Origin of the sequence: Kitasatospora sp. NPDC059408, from assembly GCF_042751525.1 — a bacterium.
In the GTDB taxonomy this organism is placed as follows: domain Bacteria; phylum Actinomycetota; class Actinomycetes; order Streptomycetales; family Streptomycetaceae; genus Kitasatospora.
Genome location: NZ_JBHYWI010000035.1, coordinates 1 through 19834 on the forward strand (window position 1 = coordinate 1; position 19834 = coordinate 19834).

The following is a 19834-nucleotide window of genomic DNA, read 5'->3' on the forward strand; positions in this document are numbered from 1 at the left end:
ACTCTGTGGGTGGGGTGTTCTCGCCGTTGGCAGTCTGAAAATCACCCGTCACGCCCCTCTCCGCGGCCACCCCCTCCGCCACCCCCTCCCGCAGCTCGACCCTCTCGCCTTGGGTGGGGTCGGGGGGAGAGGGGGGTTAGGTGGGTGCGGTGGTGCTGGGTGGGGTGTCGCTCGGACGGCGCAGTGGGTGTCCGGGCGGGCACGTATGCTCGACGGCGGAGCGCAGCCGTACGGAGCTTGGGAGCAGCAGTGGCCGTCTGGGACGACCTGGTGGGCCAGGAGCGGGTGGTCGAGCAGCTGACCGCCGCCGCCAAGGCGGCCGGGGCGATGGTGACGGCCGGCCGTGGCGCCGGGCCGGCGGAGGGGGCCAACGCCTCCCTGATGACGCACGCCTGGCTGTTCACCGGGCCGCCCGGGGCCGGGCAGGTCACGGCCGCGCGGTCGTTCGCCGCGGCGCTCCAGTGCACGAGTCCGGACCTCGCGCTCGGCGGCACGCCCGGGTGCGGGTTCTGCGACGGCTGCCACACCGTGCTGGCCGGCAGCCACGCGGACGTGAAGTACGTCCGGACCGACGGGCTGTCGATCGGTGTCGGCGACATGCGCGACCTCGTGCTGCGCGCCTCCAGCTACCCGACCGGCGGGCGCTGGTCCGTGATCCTCGTGGACGCCGCGCACCGGCTCACCGAGGCCGCCGCGAACGCGCTGCTCAAGGGCGTCGAGGAGCCCTCCCCCCGTACGGTCTGGCTGCTCTGCGCGCCCTCCGTCCAGGACGTGCTGCCGACCATCCGCTCGCGCTGCCGCCTGCTCGTCCTGCGCACCCCGGCCGCCGAGGCGGTCGCCGACATGCTGGTCCGCCGCGACGGCGTCGACCCGGACACGGCGCGCCTGGCCGCGCTCGCCGGGCAGGGCGACGTCGAGCGCTCGCGCCGCCTGGCCGTCGACGACCAGGCCAGGACCCGGCGCACCGAGGTGCTGCGGATCCCCCTGGAGGTCTCCGACATCGGCGGCTGCCTCGCCGCGGCCCAGCGCCTGGTGGACACGGCCAAGGCCGACGCCGAGGCGCTCGCCGAGACGCAGGACGCCAAGGAGACCGACGACCTGAAGGCCGTCTACGGCGCCGCCGAGGGCGGCAAGGCGCCGCGCGGCATGGCCGGTGCGGTCAAGGAACTGGAGAAGCGGCAGAAGAGCCGGGCCACCCGCACCCGCCGCGAGACCCTCGGCGTCGCGCTGCTCGACCTGCTCGGCTTCTACCGCGACGTCCTCGCGCTCCAACTCGGCTCCACCGGCGCGCTGGCCAACGAGGACCAGCGGCAGGCGCTGAACCGGGTCGCCCAGGCGGGCCCCGCGGAGGGCACGCTGCGCCGCATCGAGGCGGTGCTCGCCTGCCGGCGGGCGCTGGACCGCAACGTCGACCCGCTGCTCGCGGTCGAGGCGATGACGGTGGCGCTGCGCGCGGGCTGAGGCGCGCGGGGCGGTCCAGGGGCGGGCGCGTTCCGCTTCCCGCCCTACCCCGGTGTCCCACCTTCGAGTGAACGGTCGGTACGCGCCGGGCACACCCGCGTGTGACCGCCGGGTCGTCCCGCACGCTGGGGGCCGACTGCGCCCCGGTGCCGGGGCCGTCGCGTCCCGTACGGCGCCGGGTCCGCCCCGGTCGTCCGGTCCTCCGCCCTAGGTGGTGCGTTCCGTGGTCCGTTCGCTCCTCGTCATCCCCCTGTTGGCGGCCGCCCTCGGCGGCCTCTGGCTGGCCCGCGGGGCCCACCTGCGCTGGCGCGACCTGCGGGCCGCCCAGGCGTACGAGCTGGCCGGCGACCGGTGGCCGATGCTGCTGCGGGCGGCCGGGGCGATGGTCTGCGGGGTGTGCGTCACGGCGCTGACGCTGCTCACCGCCTTCGGCGCGTTCGGCGGCATGACCCGGACCGCTGAGGAGCCGGCGGAGCGCGCGGAGCCCGCCGTGGACGCGGCCGCCCCGGGCGGTGCGCAGGGCGCCGGCCCCCGGCAGCAGGCGGTGCCGCCCACGGCCGAGGCCGCCGTGGCCCAGGCCGCGGCGGCGACATCGCCGGCCGCCGTGCCGAGCCGGTTCGACAGCGTCGGCCACCCGGGCGGCGGGGAGCTGTTGCAGTCCGCCGTGCTCGGTCCCGACGGCAAGCCGCGCAACGTCCGGGTCTGGCTGCCGCCGCAGTACGCCAAGGAGCCGAACGCCCGCTTCCCGGTCGTCGTGATGCAGGCCGCGACCCCGCGCAAGACCGCCGACGCCGAGGTCCCGGACGTCTTCGAGGGCATCGGCGCGGCCCTGCAGACCGGCAAGGCGCGGCCGTTCATCCTGGTCGCCCCCGAGGCGCCGAACGGCACCGCGCACCCCTGCGACCTCGTCGCCGCCGCCCCGCAGGCCGTCGCCGACGACGCGTCGCTGCGCACCACCATCGCCGCCACCTTCCGGGCCCTGCCGCCCGGCCCGGCCTCCTGGGGCACCCTCGGGGTCGAGGGCGGCGCGCCGTGCGCCGCGGCGGCCGGGCTGGCCCGCCCGGACCTGTACGGCGCCGCGGCGGCCGTCTCCGGGCGGTACGACGCCGCCGCGCTAACCCAGGCCGGCGCGGAGGCGCCCACGGGGACGGCGGCGAAGCTGATGCTCGCCGCCGCGAAGGCGGACGCCGCCGGGCTGGACGCGGCGCGCAAGCTCCAGGCCGCGCTGCACGGCGGGGCCGGTCCCGCGGCCAAGGCGGACGTGCGGATCTCGGACAACGTGCAGGACTTCACGCCCGACCGGGAGCGGCTGCGGCTCGTGCGGCAGGCGGCGCAGTACCTGGCCGACACGCTGGGGAAGGCCTCCTGAGCCGCGCTTTCGGCGGGCAGCCGCCGATGGTCGGACGGTCCGGGTGAAGTCGAGCGGATCGAATCGAATCGAAGGGATCCGGATGAAGGCCACCGGGCGGGTACTGGCCGCAGCGCTCGCCGCGGCCGGGCTCCTGGCGGGCGGGTGCAGTGCGGGCGTGCCCGCTTCGGGCGGTGGGGCGGAGGCGGCGTCTTCGCCGGGTTCGCCGCCTGCCGAGGTCACGGCGCTGGAGCCGCTGCCCGCCGAGGTGCCCGCCGAGCTCGGTGCGTACTACGCGCAGCGGCTCGCGTGGCGGCCGTGCGACGACGGGTTCGAGTGCACCACCTTCAAGGTGCCGGTCGACTACGGTCGGCCCGCTGACGGCGACCTCGCCCTGACGGCCGTCCGCGCCCCCGCGATCCCCGGCGCGGCGGCCTCGCAGGCCGGGGGCCGGATCGGCTCGTTGCTGCTCAACCCGGGCGGGCCCGGCGGGTCGGCGGTCGAGTACGTGGAGGCCGCCGCCCGGACGTACGACGGCGGGGTCCGCGCCCGGTACGACCTCGTCGGGCTCGACCCGCGCGGCGTCGGCCGCAGCAGCCCCGTCACCTGTCTGAGCGGTGACCGGATGGACGCCTTCACGTCCGTCGGCTTCACCCCCGCCGACCAGCGCGAGGTCGACGCCCTGGTGGCCGCCGACAAGGAGTTCGCCGAGGGCTGCCGGGAGCGCGCCGGCGCGGCGCTCGGCCACGTGAGCACCGTCGAGGCCGCCCGCGACATGGACGTGCTGCGCGCGCTCCTCGGCGACGAGCGGCTCAGCTACGTCGGCAAGTCCTACGGCACGTTCCTGGGTGCCACGTACGCCGGGCTCTTCCCCGGGCGGGTCGGGCGGCTCGTCCTGGACGGTGCGATGGACCCGTCCCTCGACTCCGTGGCCGGCAACCGGACCCAGGCCGGCGGTTTCGAGACCGCTTGGGCGGCCTTCGCCAAGGACTGCGCCCGGCGCGACGACTGCCCGCTCGGCCGCACCGAGCAGGAGGCCGGCGACCGGCTCGCGGCCCTGCTGGCGGCCGTCCGCGCGCAGCCGCTGGCCACCACCGACGGCGGCCGCCGCCTCAGCCACGCCCAGGCCACCACGGGCGTCCTCGAAGCGATGTACGCCGACTTCCTGTGGCCCAAGCTGCGCGGCGCGCTCACCGACGCCGCGGCCGGGGACGGCACCGGCCTGCTGAAGCTCTCGGACTCGTACTACGGGCGCGAGCCGGACGGCTCCTACCCCAACCTGATGTTCGCCAACACGGCCGTGAACTGCCTCGACCTGCCCGCGCCCTTCGCCGGCCCGGAGGACGTCCGGCGGGCGGTGCCGGACTTCGAGCACGCCTCGCCGCACTTCGGGCGCGACATGGCGTGGATGGCGCTGACCTGCGCCTACTGGCCGGTCAAGGCCACCGGCTCGGCGCACACCGTCCGGGCCGCGGGCGCCGCCCCGATCGTCGTCGTCGGCACCACCCGCGACCCCGCCACGCCGTACGCGTGGGCCCAGGCGCTGGCGGGCCAGCTGGAGTCCGGGCGGCTGCTCACCTACGACGGGGACGGACACACCGCGTACGGGCGGCACAACGCGTGCGTGGACGGCGCGGTCAACCGTTACCTGCTGACCGGTGAACCGCCGGAGCAGGGCAAGCGCTGCGGCCGGTAGACGATCAAGGGCCGTCCCACCAGGTAGTTTCAGCTTCAATCGATCACCGGTACGACGTTACGATGAGCGCTTCCCCGCCCCCTCCTCTCCCCGGAGCGCACCGTGCTCGGTGTCAACAACCTGGCGACGTACGTCATCGGCGCCCTCGTCATCGTCCTGCTGCCCGGCCCCAACTCCCTGTACGTGCTGTCCGTCGCCGCCCGCAAGGGCGTCCGGACCGGCTACCGGGCCGCCGCCGGCGTCTTCGTCGGCGACTTCACCCTCATCAGCCTCACCTCGCTGGGCGCCGCCTCGCTGCTGAAGGCCAACCCGGCCGTCTTCGCGGTGGTCAAGTTCGGCGGCGCGGCCTACCTGCTCTGGATCGGCTTCGGCATGCTCCGCGCGGCCCGCCAGCTGTGGCGCGAACACCGCGCCGCCGCCGACGCCGGCACGACGGCGGACGAGCAGACGACCGGGACCGTCGAGCGGCCGTTCCGGCGCGCGCTCGTGATCAGCCTGCTGAACCCGAAGGCGATCCTGTTCCTCTTGTCATTTTTCACGCAGTTCGTCGACCCGTCCTACGGCCAGCCGGCGTTCTCCTTCGCCCTGCTCGGCGGGATCCTGCAGACCTTCAGCTTCCTCTACCTCACCCTGCTGATCTTCGCCGGCACCACCCTCGCCACCGCCTTCCGCCGCCGCAAGCGGCTCTCCGCCACCCTCACCAGCGGGGTCGCCGTCCTCTTCGCCGGCTTCGCCGCCAAGCTCGCCGTCTCCTCCGCCTGACCCCCGCCGCGATATCCCGTTACGGATCACCCGCGAACCTGTGTAGACTGGCCCGCGTTGCCAGCGCGTAGGGCAGCGACGCCGCCTTAGCTCAGTTGGCCAGAGCAACGCACTCGTAATGCGTAGGTCGCGGGTTCGAATCCCGCAGGCGGCTCCACGGAAGGCCCAGGGCAGACATCGTCTGACCTGGGCCTTCGTGGTTTCCAGTCCTGGCTGGTCCTGCGGTCCACGCCCACGATCCGGTACGCCTCGGTGTTGCTCACGCCTGCTGCACGAGCCGCGAGTACGCCTCCCGTTCCCGCACCGGCTTCACCCGGCCCTGCGGCCGTCGATCCACCCGAATCCCGAAGTCCATCGCACTCCCCGAACAGGAGTGTTGCGACAACCACTGGAAAAGTCCACGTGGCCTGCGACGCCCAGGGCCTGCCCCTGGCGGTCGCCGCCTCCGGGGCGAACGTGCACGCGGCCGGGCGTGGAGTCCAAGGAGCGCGTGGGCAGGCACCCGCCGTCCGACCGTCCGCTACGAACAGCAGGGCGGACACTTCCTGGCCTTCCTCGGATCCGGCCCCTCGTCCTCCTCGGCCTCGCGTGATCACAAAACGGACGTCACGCGACTGCGCCGAAGCCCTGAGTACCAGAGGGGGAACGTTTCGGGAACCAGCGCTGAGACCCTCGCCACGTCATGGTGACGAAGCGCTAAGGAAGTCCATGTTCAGTTTGCAGCGTGCCCACGCTAACGGGGACCGGTACCTTCTGCTGCTCGGTGCCGATCTGATGTTGCGTGAGCGAGCCATCGTCTCCGCCCTGCGTGCCTATCCCGGCCCGGTGATTGGTATGACGGAGGATCCCGTTTCCGGTGCGAACCGGTATTTCGACCACGTCCTCCCGGCCAGTCCCTACCACGCCAAGTCCGCGCTGAAGGCAGTGGAGGAATTCGAGCGGCAGACCGGCCTGAAGCCGGACGCGGTGGTCCCCATCTACGAGATGACCCTGCAGGCCTCGGTGACGATCGCCCACCACTACGGGTTGCCGGCGCTCTCCGACGAAGCGCTCCGGCTCTCGCGGGACAAGCACACGATGAAGGTGGCGTTTGAGGAAGCCGGTGTTCCCTGCGCCCGGCACCGGTTGTTCTCCACCGCCGAGGAGCTGCGAGCAATAGCCGCGGAGCTGGAGTTCCCCCTGGTGCTGAAGCCGAGGGACTTCGCCGGGAGCGTCGGGATCATCAGGGTCAACGCGGCTGACGAACTCGACGACGCCTATGCGCACTGCCGTTCCTCGCTCATGGAGGTCGCCGGGACCTTCGACCTCACTGACGGACGCTTCCAGGTGGAGGAGTACTTCGTCTCGACGCACGAGGTCTCCGTCGAGGTCATCAACTACGAGGGCAACCGCGCGGTGCTGGCCGTCACCGACAAGAGCAAGAGCGCACCCCCGTACTTCGCCGAGACCGGCCAGCTGGTGCCGAGCCGGGAGACCGGCAACGCCGCACTGCGCGAGCTCGCGCTCAAGGCCTGCGAGGCGCTCCACATCGACCGCGGCATCGCCCACGTCGAGATCCTGGTCAACGGGGACGAGTTGAGCGTGGTCGAGGTCGGGGCCCGCCCCGGCGGCGACGGCATCATGGACCTCATCGACCGGGTCTACGGGTTCAGCCCGTACGACCTGCACATCGCGGCGTACCGCCGGACGATCGAAGAGCTGCCGCGGATCCCCGACACGCCGCAAGGGATCGCGGCGATCAGCTTCCTCAAGGCCGCCGGCGGCACGATCACCGGTGTACACCGGCCGCAGGGGTTCGATCCGGTCGAGCGCGCGCTCTATGTGACGGCGAAGCCCGGCGACCACTCCCGCCCGCCGACCGACTACCTGGGGCGCGAGGGCCTCATCGAGTGCTTCGAGCACGGGCGCGGTCCTGGTGACTCCCAGGAATTCCAGGCGCGGGTGGCGGAGCTGGCGGCGGCACACAGCGAGAACCTCTTCAGCGTCGAACCGTGACAGCGGAAAGCAGAGCGGAACGGCTCATCGAGATTGCGCGCGACGCGCTCCACTTCGCATTCGTCGCCCCTCTCGACCAGGGCACCAAGCAGTCAAACCCGGCTCCTGAGTGGGGCGAAAGGAATTCGTCGTGAGTGCGTCCGTTGTCACCAGTCTCCCGGGGCCCGCTTCGCGGCGGTTGCTGGAGCAGCAGGAGCGGGATGAGTCCTCGGCCCGTACCTATCCGCGACACACGCCGATCGCGGTCGCCGGCGGACAGGGTTCCTATCTGCACGACGTCGACGGAAACCGGTTCCTCGACTTTCTGAGCGGGGCCGGCGTGCTGGCTCTCGGCCACGGCAATCCCGAACTGATCGCCGCAGCACAGGCTCAGCTAAATGTCGCCACCCACATGCTCGACTTCCCCACCGAGGCGAAGTCGGAGTTCTCCACCCGGCTCCTCGGGATGCTGCCCGAGGCAATGCGGGACCGAATGAAGATCCACTTCTGCGGGCCGACCGGTGCGGACGGAATCGATGCCGCGCTGAAGCTCTGCAAGACCGCGACCGGGCGGGCGGATGTGATCTCGTTCCACGGCGGCTTTCACGGCAGCACGCAGAGCACGCTTGCGATCACCGGGCTGCGTGGCTCGAAGGAGCACCTGCACAACCTGCTGCCCGGTACGACGTTCTTCCCGTACTCGTACTGCTTCAAGTGCCCGCTGGCTCTGAACCCGGACAGCTGCCAGGTCAACTGCGTGCGCTACCTGGAGAATCTGCTGGCTGATCCGAACGGTGGCGTGCGTCTCCCGGCCGCTGTGGTGCTTGAGATGGTCCAGGGCGAAGGCGGGGTGGTCCCGGCCCGGGCCGAGTTCGTCACCGAGCTCCGTCGGATCACGCGCGAGCGGAACATCCCGCTGGTGGTCGACGAAGTGCAGACCGGCTGCGGGCGGACGGGTACGTGGTACGCCTTCGAGCAGTACGGGATCGAACCCGACGTCATCGTCTCGTCCAAGGCCCTGGGCGGCGGCCACCCGGCCTCGGTCATCATCTACGACGAGCGGCTGGACGGTTGGGCGCCCGGCGCGCACACCGGAACCTTCCGCGGCAACCAGCTCGCCTTCGCCGCGGGTGCCGCCCTCATGCGGATCGTCGAGCGCGATGACGTGCTGGCGCATGTGCGCGAGATCGGGGAGTTCCTCCGGGCGGGACTGGACGCGCTGCAGCTGAACCACGCCATCGGCCCCATGATCGGCGAGGTCCGGGGGCGCGGGCTGATGCTCGGTGTCGAGCTGAACCCGCTCGGCAGCTGGACCGCGAGCGAGGTCGCCGGCCGGGTCCGGATGGCTGCGCTCCGCCGGGGGCTGCTCTTCGAGCTCGCAGGACGGGACGACTGTGTCGCCCGGTTCCTGCCGCCCCTGAACCTCAGCCGCGGGGAAGCCCAGGAGGCCCTGGACATCCTTGGCGCGGCCTTCGCCGAAGTGAGCGCCGAAGCGCTCGGCGGTGCCCACGTCGGCCGCCAAGACGGTAGTCACGAGAAGGAAGGGATCCACGTATGACGGCGACATCCGCAGCACGTTCGGAAGAGATCAGGGCTTCCTATCAGCGCTTCCCCCGGTGGACGCAACACGGCTGGACCTGGATCACCGGTAAGGCGCTCCCCGGCCAGCAGCCACTGGTCCGCCTGAACCCCGTCACGTACCTGATCTGCGACCTCGTCGCACTCGCGGCCGGTATCGGCAGTGCCTGGTGGATCGTCGCACGGGGTCCGCTCTGGACGCTCGCACTGCTGCCCTTGGCCTGGTGCCTCACTGCGTCCGCGGCGCGCGTGTGCTCGACGGTGATCGCGCACCACGCCATCCACACCCGTTTCACCGGTCGGATACGGCAGGACCGACTGATCCACCAAGTGCTGTCCACGCTCGTGTGCACCGATGACGCGGATCAGTACTACGAGGACCACGTCAATCTCCACCATCGCAAGGAAACCTTCGCGACCCTCGCCGATCCCACCATCCAGCACCTGCTCATGCTCGGTTTCCGGCCCGGGATGACCACCCGGGCGTTGCGGCGCCGGCTGGCTCTGATGATCGTGTCCCCGCGGTTCCACGCCGAGTTCCTGTACACCCGGCTGGCCCAGAACCTCGTCCGCTGTGCGCCGTACCGACGGGTCATGGGGTTCGCCTACCTGGCCGTCATTCTCGGCCTGGTGACCTGGCAGGGGGTGTGGTGGGAGTTCACCGTCGCCGTGCTGGTCCCGATGCTCCCGATCTACCACGTCGTCGCGCTGCTGGAGTTCCTCAGCGAGCACGCCTGGTTCAAGGCCAAGGACGGCAGCCTGAGCGGCCGGGCCTTCCACGTGTCGCATTCCTGGGGACGGTTCTGCGGTGACCCGCTGCCGCCGGTGGGCCTTGGCGGGGCCGCCGCGTTCCGCGCCTGGTTCCGATGGGGCGCCCGCCTCGTCTGCTACCACATCCCGGCTCGAGTCCTCGTCGTACCCGGCGATCTGGCTCAGCACGACTTCCACCACCGGCGGCCCTCGACCAAGGAGTGGGTCCGCGCGGCATACGCCCGTCAGCACGACATCGACGCCGGACACCCCAAGTGGCCCGCGTACACCGACGTCTGGGGGATGGGCGATGCCATCGGCCGGGTGTTCACGATTCTGAGCCAGGAGAAGCCCACCGAATGGGGGCTCGGCGGCGAGAAGAGGCGCACGTCCGAGGGCGCGCAGGCAGCGAACTCGTCGTCGAGGATGGTGAACGATGCCGCGTGACCCCCAGCACCTGCGTGTCGTCAAGTTCGGTGGATCATCCTTCGTGGAGCTGGCGGACTACGCCCGGGTCGCTGCTCATCTGATCGAGCTGACCGGCGATGGCCGCACCGGGGTGATCGCCGTGGTGAGCGGGATGTCCGGCTCCACCGGACGTCTGCTCGAGGCGGCGTTGGCGGTTGATCCGGACCTGAAGCCGGAGGTGCAGGACCAGGCGCTGGCCACCGCCGAAATGCTGAGCGCCACTCTGCTCCGGGCCGCCCTGCACGCACAGGGGAGTACGGCGATCGATCTCTGGGCGCACCAGCTGGGCATCGTCGGTGATGACACCGCCACCCGATCGAGGATCGTCACGATCGACCCCGCGCCCGTGCTCAAGGCGCTGACCGAGCATCAGGTCGTCGTGCTGGCCGGTGGCCAGGCGGTACGGCCCGATGGCCGCATCACCATGCTCGGCCGCAACAGCTCGGACCTCACCGCGGTCGCCATCGCCGGGGCACTCGGCGTCACCGAGTGTGAGATCTACTCCGATGTCCCCGGTGTGTACACCACCGACCCCTACACCGAACCCGCGGCTCGGCTGATGCCGGAGCTGTCCTACGCGCAGTGCGAAGCGATGTCGGACAGCGGGGCCAAGGTCCTGTTCGGCGGCTCGGTGGCGGCGGCCAGGCGGTACGGCGTCGCCATCGCGTGCCGGTCCCTGGGCGACGACCGAGGAACCGTCGTGGGTCCGGGGGCGGGCACGACCGCGGTGGTCGGTGACCGGAAGGCCCAGGTCTTCCGGCTCGCGACCGGTGTCGATCCCGACCGGGTCGCCACGCTGATGCGGGAGACGGGACTCGTCGCCGTGGCAGTGCCCTCCGCCGAGCCCGTCCTGGCGTTCACAGGTGACCAGCGTGGCGTGGCCGAAGCCCTGGCCGGCGCCGGGGTCATGGCCGAGGCCGTGCACGGAACCGGGTTGATGTCGGTCGTCGAACCGGACGGCACCGCCCGGCGGTGGTTGGCCCCACTGGACGAGGTGGACGCCCAGGTCCGGCGCGAACACGCCCGGCTGTATCAGCAGCCCGGTTCCACGGATCCGGCGCGCCTCGCCCCGAAGGCCCGCTCGGCCAACAGCGGGCTGCTCATCGGCTCCGCCGGACACCGACCCGTAAACCTTCCGGAGTGAGGAGAACAACAGTGGAACCGCTGCGCATTCATTGGGACGTACCGACGGACGGGGGCGGCCAGGCCAAGCCCACGGAGAAGTACAAGCTGGGCGCCCTGGACATGGGCGAGATCACCGACTTCGTCAAGGAGGCCGAGGAACTCGGCGTCGACAGCCTCCTGTTCGGGATCGGGCACTACCTGCCGGATCCCGTGCCGATCATCGCGGCCCTCACCCAGCAGACGGAGCGGGTGAAGTTCATGCTCGCGTACCGCCCGGGGCTCCTTTCGCCGACGCTCTTCACGCAGATCGTCAACACCCTTTCCTGGATGTCCGACGACCGCCTCTCCCTCAACGTGGTCGCCGGGATCTCGGTGGCCGAGCAGGCCGGCTACGGTGATTTCCTGGACCACGACCAGCGGTACGCCAGGGCGGGTGAGTTCCTCCACATCCTCCGGGAATTCTGGGAGGGCGAGGTCCCGCAGACCTTCGACGGGCAGCACTACTCGATCAAGGACGCGGAACTGCACCTCGGCTACAAGGGTGGCAAGCGTCCCCAGATCTACATCAGCGGCGCCTCGGAGGTGGCGCAGCAGACCGCCCTCAGCTACGGCGACTGCTGGATGCGCTACGCCGACACCCCGGAAGGGATGCGGCAGGCGAGCCTGCCGTTGATCGAGGGGGGCTGCCGGGTCGGCACCCGGATGCATGTGCTCGCCCGGGAGACCCGGGAGGAGGCGCTGGCCGAACTCGCCGAGCTGATGGGCGATCCCGACCTCGAACACGAGGCGTGGATCCGCGAATTCGTCAAGAACGTCGACTCCGAAGCGGTGAAGTCCTCCTTCCGGCTCGCCGATCAGGCGAACGGAAACTGGCTCTCGCCCTACATCTACACCGGCGCCGTCCCCTACCGCGGAGGCCCGGCGCTGTGCTTGGTCGGCAGCTACCAGGAGGTGGCCGACTACCTCTTCCAGTACAAGCTCGCCGGCATCAGCGAGTTCATCTTCTCCGGCTGGCCGACCCGGCCGGAAATGAGGACCTTCTTCACCCACGTGGTGCCCCTCATCCGTGAGCTGGAGCGTGACGCGCAGCCGCAGTCATGACTGCTCGCTCAAGCCCGCTGAACCCAACTCACTGAAAGAGGGATCCCCATGCACATCGTGGTTCTCAACCGCTGGCCCAGGTTCTCCGACGAACGGCGCTGGGACAACGAACTTGAGCGATTCGAGGATCTCGACCATGACCGGCACCGGATCAGCTATGTGGTCGACGCGGAAGGGGCTACCGGAGTCCTTGCCGATCGTTCGCAGATCGCGGATTTCGTCATGCTCGAAGATCTGACGGATCTCGCCGCGGTGTGTGCCGCCGTACGGGGAATAGCCGACCGCGTCGGACCCGTCGATCAGCTGGTGGCGTTGTCGGAGTATCTGCTGGACGTGGCCGCCCAGGTCCGCGAGGAACTGGAGATCCCCGGTCCGCGCCCGGCGGAGGTCAGTACTTATCGGAACAAGCTGACCATGAAGCAGCTCCTCGCCGACGCGGGTGTACGGGTGCCTCGGTTCGCCCCTTGCTCGGATGTGGAGACGACCACCCGGATCGCCCGGGACATCGGCTATCCCCTGATCCTCAAGCCGGTCGCCGGGGCGGCCAGCAAGGGCGTACACCGCGTGGCGGACGAAGCGTCGCTCCGGTCGTGGCTGGCGAGCGTCGACAGTGCCGACTACCAGATCGAGGAATTGATCGACGGGACCGTCTACCACGTGGACGGATTCGCCGACCACGAGGCGCGGGTGCCCTTCCAGGTGGTGTCCCGCTACATCAACGACTGCCTTGCTTTCGAGACGTCGGGAGCACCACTCGGTTCCGTGGTCGTGCAGGAATCCGCGCTGAGGGAAAGGGTCGAAGAGTTCGTCCGGGCCTGTGTCGCCGCGCTCGACATGAGGTCGATGGCGATTCACCTGGAACTCTTCGTGACCAAGGACGAGGAGATCGTCTTCCTGGAGATCGCCGGGCGGGTCGGCGGTGCCGAGGTGCCGCATCTCATCAACCGGCTCTTCGGCGTCAACTTGAGCTGGGTCTGGCTGAAGGCGATCTGCGGAGAGCCCGTTTCCCTCCCGGCCAAGACGTCGGACCCGTCCGGTGGCTGGCTGATCATTCCCAAGCGTGACCAGCTCCCTGCCAAGGTGCTCCATCGGACCTCGATGCGGTCCTCGGTCCCGACGGTCTGGCGCGAACTCGTGCCCAGCCCGGGGGAGGTGCTGGACCCGGACGGCAGTTATGACGCCATCCACAGCGGGCGGTACATCCTCGTCGGGGACGAAGCACAGGTCGAAGCGGACATTCAGTACATCATTGAGAACTTCCGTATCGAGACCAGTCTGCTTCCGGCGTGAAGGGGGGAGAGAGATGTCGTCGCCAGTAAAGACCGTCACGCCGATTCCGGCAGTGGCGAAGCGCGCCGGCCGGCAACGCCCCCTCTTCCTGACCGGGGTCCTGCTGGTCGCCGTGGCAGAACAGGTCGTGGCCTTCGCCATTCCCCTGCTCGTCTTCCAGAAGACGAACGATGTCGGCTTCCTGGGCCTCGCCTATGCCATCGAATGGCTTCCGGCGTTGCTGGCCTATCCGTTCGCGGGGTTGATAGCCGACCGGGACGGGGGTCCCCGGCTGTTCTCCGTCGTCACCGCCGGCCGGTCGGTCGTTCTCGTCCTCGCCCTGGCCGGCTGCCTGCTGCTGTCGGACTGGCAGACCCCGATCCTGATGTCCTGCGGAGCGCTCCTCACCCTGCTCATGGCGCCGGTTCAGATGGCGATCGAGAAGGTCGTGCCACAGGTGGCCACGGGCGAGGACCTGCCGAAAACGCAGGGGCTGGTCCAGAGCATGGAGGTTTCGGCGATGGCCGTCGGCCCCGCGCTCGCGCTGCTGGGCGTGATGTTCTTCGACAAGACCATGCTCCTCGGCGTCGCCGGAGCGGTGTTCATGGCCGCTGCCTGCTGCTGGCTGCCGATACCCCGCGGACCGCGGGCCGCAAAGCCCGGCACCGCGAGGGAGACCATGGCCGAGCTCGGCCTGGGCTGGAAGCTTCTGGCCAGGAGCAGGCCGTTGGTCCTGCTGGCCGGTCTGAACTTCTCGATCAACCTGGTCTTCGGCACGGCACTCAGCGCCAATGCGGCGTTGGTGACCGACGTGTTCGCCGGTCCGGAATCGGCATTCGCTCTCCTGAACGTCTGTATCGGCGTGGTCGGGCTGGTCAACCTGCTGGCCATCCCGTTCCTGCTGCGCTTCTTCAGCGTCAGGGTGGTCGGGGTGGTCGGACTCGCCGTCCTGTGTGCCTGTCTGGTGGTGCTCGGCTTCGCGCCGTCGCTGCTGATCTACGGTCCGGCTCTCGTCATGGCGATGGTCGGGGTGACCTACTTCAACGTCTACAACCGCACCCAGCGGATCAGGGTGATCGCACCGGAGCACCTGGGCAAGGTCATGGGGCCGTTCTACATGATCAATCTCCTGGCGGCACCGCTCGGTGGACTGCTGCTGGCCGGCCTCGGCTCCAGTCTCGGGCCGCAGTCGCTGATCGCGGTTTCCGCGATCGCGCTGAGTGGAGTCGCCGCTGTCCTGTTCCCGCTGACGATGCGTTCCTTCCATCGCGCATTGAACAGCTAGGCGACGTCCAGCCGCCGGCTGCAGCCATCGATCGGGATCTCCGCGGTCGCGCTTGATGGGGTCGGCTCATTTCATTCGTTGCTGACGGCATGTTCGCTCAGTTTCGCACTTTCCACATAGGAGAAAGCCCGTACCATGAGCATTGGGGAAGGCGGAGTATTTCGCTGCCTGCTGACCACTGTCGAATCCGACTCGCATTTCTGGAACCTCATCTTTCTGGAGAAGTTCATTGCCGAGAACGGCGGGGAGGTTCGCAATCTGGGCGGCTGCACGCCCGCGGACCTGGTCGTCAAGGAGGTCAACGACTTTCAGCCGGATCTGCTCGTGGTTTCCAGCGTCAACGGTCATGGCTACTACGGCACCAGCGTCGTGCTGACGGAGCTCAAGCGAGCCGGCCTCGACGTTCCGTGTGTCGCGGGCGGAAAACTCACCACGGCACCGTCGGACAATGACCGGGTGCGCCGGGAATTGCTCTCCCAGGGCTGCGCCGACGTCTTCCTGGGCGAGAATGCCGTCGATCGTTTCCGGGAATTCCTGGCTTTCGGCGCCCGTTACGGGTTCGCTGCCTGGCAGCCCGGCATTCCGGTGGTCGCGCCGTGGGACGGGTACGCCGCCAGCCTGTCCGTGGCCCAGTAGCATGTCCGGCTACATGGATCGGTTCATCGCCGACGCTCGCCGACGTGAAACCCTGGTGGTGCAGCCCCGGATGGGGTTCGGCAATATCGCCACGATGCGCGCGGGCCTGCGCGACGTACATGACCTCGACATCCCGGTCGTCGGAACCATCACCGTCGACAGCTATACCCGCGTCGGCGACCATGTGAGCTCGATCGAGCGGCTGCGGGCGGGGGAGGAACTCAACGGGTACCCCATCGTCTCCCACCCGGTGGAAAAAACCCGAGAAATGCTCGCCGGACTGTACGGGCCCGGGTTCCCCATTCAAGTCCGGCACGGCACTGCCCTGCCGTTGCGGGTGATCGAGAGCTTGGTGCTCGCCGGCCTGGACACGACGGAGGGCGGGCCGGTCTCCTACTGCATGCCCTACAGCCGTCTCCCGCTCGAGCACGCGGTGTCGGCGTGGGCCGAGAGTTGCCGCTACCTCGTCGGCGAGGTGGAGCACGGGCACATCGAGAGCTTCGGAGGGTGCCTGCTGGGGCAGTTGTGCCCGCCGTCGCTGCTGATCGCCATGACGGTGCTCGAAGGACTGTTCTTCGCACAGCACGGCGTGCGGTCCATGTCGCTGAGCTACGCCCAGGGGACGCACGACGATCAGGACCGAGCGGCTGTGCGCGTGCTGCGGGCATTGGCGCAGGAATATCTTCCTTCGGTCACGTGGCATGTCGTCCTCTACACCTACATGGGGCTGTTCCCGAGTACTCCTGACGGTGCCACGGAGCTGATTCGCAGCAGTGCGCGGCTGGCCCGTGATACGCGCTGTGAACGCCTCATCGTGAAAACGGTGTCCGAGGCGTGGCAAATACCGAGCGTGGCGGAGAACCTGGACGCGCTGCGGGTGGCATCCGCTGCCGCCGGTGGGCCGCCGGCAGCTGCCGTCCCGCAGGAAAAGGAATACTTCGATGAAATAATGGAAGAAGCCCGGTGCTTGATCGAAGGAGTCCTCAATCTGGACGCCGACGTTGGCGCGGCGCTGACCCGCGCCTTCGCGTTGGGATTGCTCGACATTCCCTTTTGCCTGCACGCCGATAACCAGAACAGGACAACGTGCGTGCTGGACGATCAGGGTGCTCTCAAGTGGGGCGACATTGGGAATCTACCATTCCGGGGATCGGTGCGGCAGAATGCGAGGGGGCAGCTCCAGTCGAGCGAGCTCTATCGCATGTTGAATCATGTCGCCCATCGCTATGACCACGGTCAGCCAAACAGAGAGAAGGGCGATGATGGAAAGTTCTGACCGCTTCAGGGAACTCTTCGGTTCCTTTCCCTCCCCGGTCGCAATCGTGACTGCGATGGGTGCGGGCAACACCCCGTTCGGTTTCACCAGCAATGCGGTGTGCGCGGTGTCGGCAGCGACGCCATCGCTACTGATTTCGGTGGGTGCGGGCTCGCGGACGCTGCCGGCGATCGTCGCCTCGCAGGCGTTCGCGGTGAACTTCCTCTCGGTGGAAGGCCAGGCGGCATCGGAGCTGTTCGCGAGCAAGGCGACCGACAAGTTCGCGCACGTGGATTGGGAGCCCTCCGCCCTCGCGGCAGGGGCGCCGCTCCTGACGGACATCGCCCTGGGCTACGCCGAGTGCCGGATCGTCAGCACCACCCGTGCTGACGACCACTGGCTCTTCATCGCCCGGGTGGAAGGCACCGCTGTCGTCCCCCGCGTCCCGCTGATGTATCGCCGCGGCGAATACAGCGCCTGGTCGTCTCACCATGACGCGTCGCTGCCCGTGTTGGAGGGGGCCCTGTGAAGAAGCTCCTTCTCATCGGGGTCGGCCAGATGGGTCGGCCGTACGTCGCCGCCGCAGGTCGACTCGGGGTGAGCGTCCATGCTGTCGAGGCGGCCTCCCGTGCCGATCGGGTGACGGGAACGGCGAGTGTGGCGCAGGCCCGGGGCGAGCTCGACGAGCACTGGATGGAGGGTGCCTGCCTCGCCCTTCAGGACGGCCCGTTCGACGGCGTCATCGCCTTCAACGAGCCCCAGGTCATCGCCGCGGCCATGATCCAGGATCGGTTCGGTCTCCCCGGGCCGTCCTTGCACGCCGCGACGGCTTCTCGGAACAAGGCGCTGCAACGAGCGCTGTTCACCGCGGCCGGGATCACTCAGCCGGCGTACACCGTGACCGACTCCCTCGCCGAGGAGATGGCCTGGGCCGCCGAGCGCTGGCCGGTGATCGTCAAGCCGCTGTCCTCCGCCGGCAGCGCCGGTGTGGAACTGGTGACCGATGCCGAGAGCTTCCGTGCCGTGGCGCAGGCCCGCGCCGGTGAGCGGGTCATCGTGGAGGAGGCGATCGACGGCCCGGAGTACAGCTGGGAGGCACTGGTCCGCGACGGCGAGGTGTGGTTCGCCAACGTCACCGCCAAGGAGACCACCGGGCCGCCCCAGTTCGTCGAGGTGGGTCATCGCACCGGCGTACACCTGCCGGAACCGAGTGCCAGGCAGGTAGCCGATACCGGTGCCCGGGTGCTGCGCGCCATGGGGATACGGACCGGCTTGGTGCACATGGAGTTCCGCCTCTCCGCCGCTGGGCCGGTTCCCATCGAGGTTGCGGTCCGGACTCCAGGCGACTATCTGATGGATCTCCTCGGTGCCACGTACGGCATCGACTGGTACGAGATGGTGGTCCGGATGGCGGTGGGGATGCCGCTGCCCCAGCCGCCGGTCGGCCCGTTCCGGCATGCCGCCAGTATCTTCACGATCTCGGAACCGGGTGTGGTGCAGGACATCCGCGGTCTGGACGCGGTGCGAAGTCACCCGTCGGTGCTCCAGGCGGGCGTGGAGGTCGAGCCCGGGGACACGGTCCTGGCGGTGCGGAGTTCGGGTCATCGGACGGGCGAGGTCGTGCTGGCCGCTCCGTCTTCCCCCGAGCTCGAGAGTGCCATCGCGTTCGTCCAGCAGACACTGGTCGTTACCACCGTTTCGCCGCATTCCGCGCAGACCAACACCGCTGTAGACGACGCGTAACCCTGAATAGCCGAAAGGCTTTCCAGTGCTGCCATCAAGCCGTAGCTGTAACAGACGGTGCGGCTTGATGGCATGCTCCGTCGCGATCATGACCCACAGGACATCGACCCGCCGCTGTTCTTACGAGTGACCAGTTCGAACCCAAGACAAGAAAGTAGGGAAGTCATGACCACCCACGGTCTCCGAGTCGGCGTAGTGGGCGCGACCGGGCAAGTCGGAGTAGCGATCCGCAGCATCCTTCGACAGCGTGCTTTCCCGATCGGACAGCTGCGCTTCTTTGCCTCCGCGAAATCGGCGGGTCTGCGGCTTCCGTGGGGCGACGACAGCATCGTGGTGGAAAACGCCGAAACGGCAGACCCGTCCGGCCTGGACGTCGTCATCTTCTCCGCCGGAGGAGCGACAGCACTGCAACTGGCACCCCGGTTCGCGGCGGCCGGAGCCGTCGTCATCGACAACTCCTCGGCGTTTCGGATGGATCCCGATGTGCCGCTGGTGGTCAGTGAGGTCAACCCGGAAGCCGTGTCCGAGGCGCGGCGCGGCATCATAGCCAATCCCAACTGCACGACGATGGCCGCGATGCCGGTGATCAAGCCGTTGCATGACGAGGCTGGTCTGGTGCGGCTCACCGTGAGCACCTACCAAGCGGTGTCCGGCGGCGGGGTCGCCGGAGTGGAAGAGCTCAGGTCTCAGGTGAGCGGAGTGATCGACCGAGCAGCCGGCTTGGCGATCGACGGGGCGGCGGTGGACTTCCCGCCTCCGGTGAAATTCGCCAGGACCATCGCCTTCAACGCCGTGCCGATGGCCGGTTCGATTGTGACCGACGGATCCGCCGAGACCGACGAGGAGCAGAAGCTGCGCAATGAGAGCAGGAAGATTCTCGGCCTGCCGTCTCTGCGTGTCGCCGGGACCTGTGTCCGGGTCCCGGTCTTTACCGGCCATTCCCTCGCGGTGCATGCGGAGTTCGCCCGTCCTATCTCCGCTGAACGCGCATCCGTGTTGCTTGAGCACGCCCCTGGTGTCCAGCTGTCCGACATTCCGACCCCGCTCCAGGCCTGCGGCCAGGACGCTAGTTTCGTGGGCAGGATTCGCCAGGATCAGAGCGTCGAGGATGGGCGTGGCCTCATACTCTTCATCAGCAACGACAACCTGCGAAAGGGTGCGGCCCTCAACGCGGTCCAACTCGCCGAGCTGGTCGCGGCGAACTTGCTCAACGCGTAGTAGGGCGTAGAGCGCCACACCGCGCAGGGTCTGGCTCAGGGCTTCGGCGTAGTTCTGTGCCGTGCGGTTCGTGACGGTCTGCCGGCTTGAGGGGGCCGGGAGCGCAACAGGCACGGGCTTCCAAGATCATGGAGTTCTCGACGCCCCGTGATCCGACTGGAAGCC

The 19834-nt window shown here is 69.2% G+C and carries 16 protein-coding genes and 1 tRNA gene; all 17 read left to right on the forward strand.

Annotation, left to right across the window (positions count from 1 at the left end; translation table 11 throughout):
- The first annotated feature begins 249 nt into the window (after window positions 1-249).
- The 17 genes from ACFXDE_RS23055 to ACFXDE_RS23135 all read left to right on the forward strand — a co-directional run bounded on the left by ACFXDE_RS23055 (window position 250) and on the right by ACFXDE_RS23135 (window position 19669).
- Window positions 250-1461, forward strand: coding sequence for a DNA polymerase III subunit delta' (locus tag ACFXDE_RS23055; RefSeq protein ID WP_380496686.1), 1212 nt, complete (start codon window positions 250-252; stop codon window positions 1459-1461).
- Window positions 1462-1684: 223 nt separating this feature from the next.
- On the forward strand, window positions 1685-2830 hold the full coding sequence (locus ACFXDE_RS23060; protein WP_380496687.1) for a hypothetical protein: 1146 nt from the start codon (window positions 1685-1687) through the stop codon (window positions 2828-2830).
- 82 nt (window positions 2831-2912) lie between these two features.
- Window positions 2913-4505, forward strand: a complete 1593-nt coding sequence (locus ACFXDE_RS23065) for an alpha/beta hydrolase (RefSeq protein WP_380496688.1) — start codon at window positions 2913-2915, stop codon at window positions 4503-4505.
- Between the two features lie 102 nt (window positions 4506-4607).
- Window positions 4608-5267, forward strand: coding sequence for a leucine efflux protein LeuE (gene leuE, locus ACFXDE_RS23070; protein WP_380435570.1), 660 nt, complete (start codon window positions 4608-4610; stop codon window positions 5265-5267).
- Window positions 5268-5347: 80 nt separating this feature from the next.
- Window positions 5348-5424: transfer RNA gene (locus ACFXDE_RS23075), tRNA-Thr, on the forward strand.
- A gap of 677 nt (window positions 5425-6101) precedes the next feature.
- Window positions 6102-7262 (forward strand): acetyl-CoA carboxylase biotin carboxylase subunit family protein, encoded by a 1161-nt coding sequence (locus ACFXDE_RS23080; protein ID WP_380496690.1) that lies wholly within the window; start codon window positions 6102-6104, stop codon window positions 7260-7262.
- A 130-nt stretch (window positions 7263-7392) separates the two neighbouring features.
- A complete protein-coding gene (locus ACFXDE_RS23085; protein ID WP_380496691.1) occupies window positions 7393-8799 on the forward strand; it encodes a diaminobutyrate--2-oxoglutarate transaminase family protein in 1407 nt (468 codons plus the stop codon).
- On the forward strand, window positions 8796-10016 hold the full coding sequence (locus ACFXDE_RS23090) for a hypothetical protein (RefSeq protein WP_380435618.1): 1221 nt from the start codon (window positions 8796-8798) through the stop codon (window positions 10014-10016). Before ACFXDE_RS23085 ends, ACFXDE_RS23090 begins: the two co-directional genes overlap by 4 nt.
- Entirely contained in the window at window positions 10006-11181 is a 1176-nt protein-coding gene (locus ACFXDE_RS23095) for a hypothetical protein (RefSeq protein WP_380435620.1), read from the forward strand. The genes ACFXDE_RS23090 and ACFXDE_RS23095 overlap by 11 nt, the downstream gene beginning before the upstream one ends.
- Window positions 11182-11192: 11 nt before the next feature.
- Window positions 11193-12263, forward strand: coding sequence for an LLM class flavin-dependent oxidoreductase (locus tag ACFXDE_RS23100; protein WP_380435622.1), 1071 nt, complete (start codon window positions 11193-11195; stop codon window positions 12261-12263).
- Between the two features lie 48 nt (window positions 12264-12311).
- On the forward strand, window positions 12312-13553 hold the full coding sequence (locus ACFXDE_RS23105) for an acetyl-CoA carboxylase biotin carboxylase subunit family protein (protein WP_380496692.1): 1242 nt from the start codon (window positions 12312-12314) through the stop codon (window positions 13551-13553).
- Between the two features lie 13 nt (window positions 13554-13566).
- A complete protein-coding gene (locus ACFXDE_RS23110; RefSeq protein WP_380496693.1) occupies window positions 13567-14817 on the forward strand; it encodes an MFS transporter in 1251 nt (416 codons plus the stop codon).
- Between the two features lie 135 nt (window positions 14818-14952).
- Window positions 14953-15453, forward strand: coding sequence for a cobalamin-dependent protein (locus ACFXDE_RS23115; RefSeq protein ID WP_380496694.1), 501 nt, complete (start codon window positions 14953-14955; stop codon window positions 15451-15453).
- A 13-nt stretch (window positions 15454-15466) separates the two neighbouring features.
- Entirely contained in the window at window positions 15467-16729 is a 1263-nt protein-coding gene (locus tag ACFXDE_RS23120) for a methylaspartate mutase (protein WP_380496695.1), read from the forward strand.
- On the forward strand, window positions 16716-17237 hold the full coding sequence (locus ACFXDE_RS23125; protein WP_380496748.1) for a flavin reductase family protein: 522 nt from the start codon (window positions 16716-16718) through the stop codon (window positions 17235-17237). Before ACFXDE_RS23120 ends, ACFXDE_RS23125 begins: the two co-directional genes overlap by 14 nt.
- Entirely contained in the window at window positions 17234-18451 is a 1218-nt protein-coding gene (locus ACFXDE_RS23130) for an ATP-grasp domain-containing protein (RefSeq protein WP_380496696.1), read from the forward strand. The genes ACFXDE_RS23125 and ACFXDE_RS23130 overlap by 4 nt, the downstream gene beginning before the upstream one ends.
- 165 nt (window positions 18452-18616) lie before the next feature.
- On the forward strand, window positions 18617-19669 hold the full coding sequence (locus tag ACFXDE_RS23135) for an aspartate-semialdehyde dehydrogenase (protein ID WP_380496697.1): 1053 nt from the start codon (window positions 18617-18619) through the stop codon (window positions 19667-19669).
- The last annotated feature ends 165 nt before the right edge of the window (window positions 19670-19834 follow it).

Coding starts and splice junctions, on each gene's coding strand:
- ACFXDE_RS23090 (WP_380435618.1), top strand. CDS start 8,796: ATGACGGCGACATCCGCAGCACGTTCGGAAGAGATCAGGGCTTCCTAT.
- ACFXDE_RS23105 (WP_380496692.1), top strand. CDS start 12,312: ATGCACATCGTGGTTCTCAACCGCTGGCCCAGGTTCTCCGACGAACGG.
- ACFXDE_RS23115 (WP_380496694.1), top strand. CDS start 14,953: ATGAGCATTGGGGAAGGCGGAGTATTTCGCTGCCTGCTGACCACTGTC.
- ACFXDE_RS23080 (WP_380496690.1), top strand. CDS start 6,102: ATGACGGAGGATCCCGTTTCCGGTGCGAACCGGTATTTCGACCACGTC.
- ACFXDE_RS23065 (WP_380496688.1), top strand. CDS start 2,913: ATGAAGGCCACCGGGCGGGTACTGGCCGCAGCGCTCGCCGCGGCCGGG.
- ACFXDE_RS23095 (WP_380435620.1), top strand. CDS start 10,006: ATGCCGCGTGACCCCCAGCACCTGCGTGTCGTCAAGTTCGGTGGATCA.
- ACFXDE_RS23135 (WP_380496697.1), top strand. CDS start 18,617: ATGACCACCCACGGTCTCCGAGTCGGCGTAGTGGGCGCGACCGGGCAA.
- ACFXDE_RS23125 (WP_380496748.1), top strand. CDS start 16,716: ATGGAAAGTTCTGACCGCTTCAGGGAACTCTTCGGTTCCTTTCCCTCC.
- ACFXDE_RS23120 (WP_380496695.1), top strand. CDS start 15,467: ATGGATCGGTTCATCGCCGACGCTCGCCGACGTGAAACCCTGGTGGTG.
- ACFXDE_RS23110 (WP_380496693.1), top strand. CDS start 13,567: ATGTCGTCGCCAGTAAAGACCGTCACGCCGATTCCGGCAGTGGCGAAG.